Annotated in this window: 2 protein-coding genes; both read left to right on the top strand. The window is 60.5% G+C overall.

All coding sequences use genetic code 11. The features are described from left to right. Window positions 1-56 precede the first annotated feature (56 nt). Entirely contained in the window at window positions 57-2,027 is a 1,971-nt protein-coding gene (locus tag B3V69_RS11175) for a DNA topoisomerase IV subunit B (protein ID WP_296446544.1), read from the top strand. 97 nt (window positions 2,028-2,124) lie between these two features. Beyond that, window positions 2,125-3,926 (top strand): DNA topoisomerase IV subunit A (gene parC / locus B3V69_RS11170; RefSeq protein WP_296446543.1); only part of this gene is annotated, 1,802 nt, incomplete at its 3' end.

Genomic DNA, 3,926 nt, shown 5'->3' with positions numbered 1-3,926 from the left:
GTAAAAACTGTAATTTCATACAGTTAATTCTCGACCGCAGACTACAATTCGCCGCTATGGCAGTCAAACCAACACCCGAATATTCAGAATCTTCCATCCGCGTGCTCAAAGGCCTGGAGCCGGTCAAGCATCGTCCTGGCATGTACACAAGGACCGAAAGCCCGCTTCATGTGATCCAGGAAGTCCTGGACAATGCGGCGGACGAAGCCCTGGCGGGGCATGGCAAGAAAATCAAGGTTGTGCTGCATGTCGACGGTTCGGTCAGCATTGAAGATGATGGCCGCGGCATACCGTTTGGCCTGCACGCCGAAGAGAATGCGCCGGTGATCGAGCTCGTTTTCACGCGGCTGCATGCCGGCGGCAAGTTTGACAAGGGCAAGGGCGGCGCCTACAGTTTTTCCGGTGGACTGCACGGCGTCGGCGTCAGCGTCACCAACGCTTTGTCCACGCGACTGGAGGCCACGACCTACCGTGAAGGCATGGTGGCTCGCCTGGTGTTTGCCGGCGGCGATGTCATCGAGCCCCTGCAGGTGCGAAAGGCCGGCGAAGGCGAGCGCAAATCAGGCACCACGGTTCGGGTTTGGCCCGACGCCAAATATTTCGAAACCTTGGCGCTGCCGATCGGACAACTGACTCACCTGCTGCGCAGCAAGGCGGTGTTGATGCCGGGCGTCACAGTGACGCTCGTCAATGAGAAAAGCAAAGAAACACAGGCCTGGACCTACAAAGGGGGCCTGCGCGACTACCTGATGCAAACGCTTAATGGCGAACTGGTGATTCCGGTGTTCGAAGAAGAAGGTTTTGCCGATGCCCAAAACGACAACTTTGCCGACGGCGAAGGGGCTTCGTGGTGCGTCGCCTTCACGGAAGACGGTCAGCCGGTGCGTGAGAGCTACGTCAACCTGATTCCCACCAGTGCCGGCGGCACCCATGAAAGTGGCTTGCGTGACGGCCTGTTCAGCGCCGTCAAGAGTTTTATCGAGCTGCACTCCCTGCTGCCCAAGGGCGTCAAGCTGTTGCCCGAAGACGTGTTCGCCCGTGCCAGTTATGTGTTGTCGGCCAAGGTGCTCGATCCGCAGTTTCAGGGCCAGATCAAGGAGCGCTTGAACTCGCGGGACGCCGTGCGCCTGGTGTCGAGCTTTGTGCGCCCCACGCTGGAGCTGTGGTTGAACCAGCACGTCGACTATGGCAAAAAACTGGCTGAACTGGCCATCAAGGCCGCGCAAACCCGCCAGAAAGCCGGTCAGAAGGTCGAGAAGCGCAAGGGCTCCGGCGTCGCGGTTCTGCCAGGCAAACTGACCGATTGCGAAAGTCGGGACCTGGCCCACAACGAAGTGTTTCTGGTCGAGGGCGATTCGGCTGGCGGCAGCGCCAAGATGGGCCGCGACAAGGAAAGCCAGGCCATTCTGCCCTTGCGCGGCAAAGTGCTCAACACCTGGGAGGTCGAGCGTGACCGCCTGTTTGCCAATACGGAAATTCACGATATTGCGGTGGCCATCGGCGTCGATCCGCATGGCCCCAACGACAGCCCCGACTTGAGCGGTCTGCGTTATGGCAAGGTCTGCATTCTGTCGGACGCGGATGTGGACGGCTCGCACATCCAGGTCTTGCTGCTGACCCTGTTTTTCAGGCATTTCCCCAAGCTGATCGAGACCGGCCATATCTATGTGGCGCGCCCGCCCTTGTTTCGGGTGGACGCTCCGGCGCGCGGCAAGAAGCCCGCTTCCAAAGCCTACGCCTTGGATGAGGGTGAACTGACCGCCATTCTTGACAAGCTGCGCAAAGAGGGCGTGCGTGAGGCGGCCTGGAGCATCAGCCGTTTCAAGGGGCTGGGCGAGATGAACGCGGAGCAATTGTGGGACACCACGCTGAACCCCGACACGCGCCGTCTCTTGCCTGTTGCATTGGGCGACATCGATTTTGCGCAAACCGAGGCGCTGATCACCAAACTCATGGGCAAAGGCGAGGCGGCCGCGCGCCGTGAGTTGATGGAGCTGCACGGCGATACCGTCGAGATCGACATCTAATGACAAAGCAGCTGGTTCGACCCAGCGGCAACTTGATTTCATCGGTTCATTTGATGAGCCCAAAACCAAACCTCAGCACCGAGACTGATTAGTTTTCATGACCGACCAAGCAACACTCGATTTTCCCCCGAGCCCGCCCCCTGACGACGGCGGCGATTCTCCCAACCTGGCGTCCTACGCGCAACGTGCCTACCTTGAATACGCACTGAGCGTGGTCAAGGGCCGGGCCTTGCCGGATGTGTGCGACGGCCAAAAGCCGGTGCAGCGGCGCATCCTGTATTCCATGTCGCGCATGGGTTTGAGCTTTGGCGGGGCCAATGGCAATACCGGTGCCAAGCCGGTCAAATGTGCCCGTGTGGTGGGCGACGTGCTGGGCCGCTTTCATCCGCACGGTGACCAGGCGGCCTATGACGCCCTGGTGCGCATGGCCCAGGATTTCAGTCAGCGCTATCCGCTGATCGACGGTCAGGGCAACTTTGGCTCCCGAGATGGTGACGGCGCAGCCGCCATGCGTTACACCGAGGCGCGGCTGGCCAAGATCACCAGCCTGCTGATGGATGAAATTGACGAAGGCACGGTTGATTTCACGCCCAACTACGACGGCTCGACCGACGAGCCACGCCAGCTGCCGGCCCGCTTGCCCTTTGCTTTGCTCAATGGCGCCAGTGGCATCGCCGTGGGTTTGGCCACCGAAATTCCGAGCCACAATTTGCGCGAAATCGCGGATGCGTGCGTGGCGCTCATCAAGTCGCCCAAGCTCAGCGATGATGAGTTGTTTGCCCTCATTCCCGGCCCCGACTATCCGGGCGGTGGGCAAATCATCAGCAGCGCTGGCGATATTGCCGACGCCTACTGCAGCGGGCGCGGCTCGCTCAAATGCCGGGCGCGCTGGAAGATCGAGGAACTGGCGCGCGGCCAGTGGCAACTGGTGGTGACCGAGCTGCCGCCGGGTGTCAGCACCCAGCGGGTACTCGAAGAAATTGAAGAGCTGAGCAACCCCAAAATCAAGGCCGGCAAGAAGGCGCTGTCGCTGGAGCAAAACCAGCTCAAGGCCACGCTGCTGTCGGTGCTCGACGTGGTGCGTGACGAGTCCAGCAAAGACGCGGCGGTGCGCCTGGTGTGCGAACCCAAGACCAGCCGTATCCAACAGCAGGAGCTCATCACCACGCTGCTGGCGCACACCAGTCTGGAGACTTCGTCGCCGATCAACCTCACCATGGTCGGACTCGATGGCCGTCCTACGCAAAAGTCCTTGCGCCAGATGCTCTGCGAATGGATTGAATTCCGCCAGATCACGGTGGAGCGCCGCTCGCAACATCGCCTCAACAAGGTGCTGGATCGCGTTCACATCCTTGAAGGGCGGCAACTGGTGCTGCTCAATATTGACGAAGTGATCGCCATCATTCGCCAGTCAGACGACCCCAAGGTGGCGCTGATGGCGCGCTTCAAGCTGTCTGAGCGGCAGGCCGAAGATATTCTGGAGATCCGCCTGCGCCAGCTGGCCCGGCTGGAAGCGATCAAGATTGAGCAGGAGTTGAAAGAGCTGCGCGACGAGCAGAAGAAGCTCGAAGAAATCCTGGGCAACCCGGCCGTGCTGCGTCGGCTGATGGTCAAGGAAATCGAGGCCGACGCGAAAACGTTTGCCGACCCGCGCCGCACCCTGATTCAAACCGAGAAGAAATCCGTTCTTGAAATCAAGGTCGTGGATGAGCCGGTGACGGTGGTGGTCAGTGAAAAAGGCTGGGTTCGCGCGCAAAAAGGCTGGGCCCGCGAGCGGGCCGGTGACGCCGCCGCCATGGAGTACAGCTTCAAGGCCGGCGATGGGCTGTACGGCACCTTCGAGTGCCGCACGGTGGACACGCTGCTGGCATTTGGCAACAACGGTCGTGTTTATTCGGT

It is taken from the genome of Rhodoferax sp. UBA5149, from assembly GCF_002413825.1.
Lineage (GTDB): Bacteria > Pseudomonadota > Gammaproteobacteria > Burkholderiales > Burkholderiaceae_C > Rhodoferax.
The sequence above is the reverse complement of the archived record's forward strand: the minus strand, read 5'-3'. Positions and strand labels throughout refer to the sequence as shown.

What these genes read in the sequence shown, in the direction of transcription:
- B3V69_RS11175 (WP_296446544.1), top strand. Translation starts at nt 57, where the DNA reads ATGGCAGTCAAACCAACACCCGAATATTCAGAATCTTCCATCCGCGTG.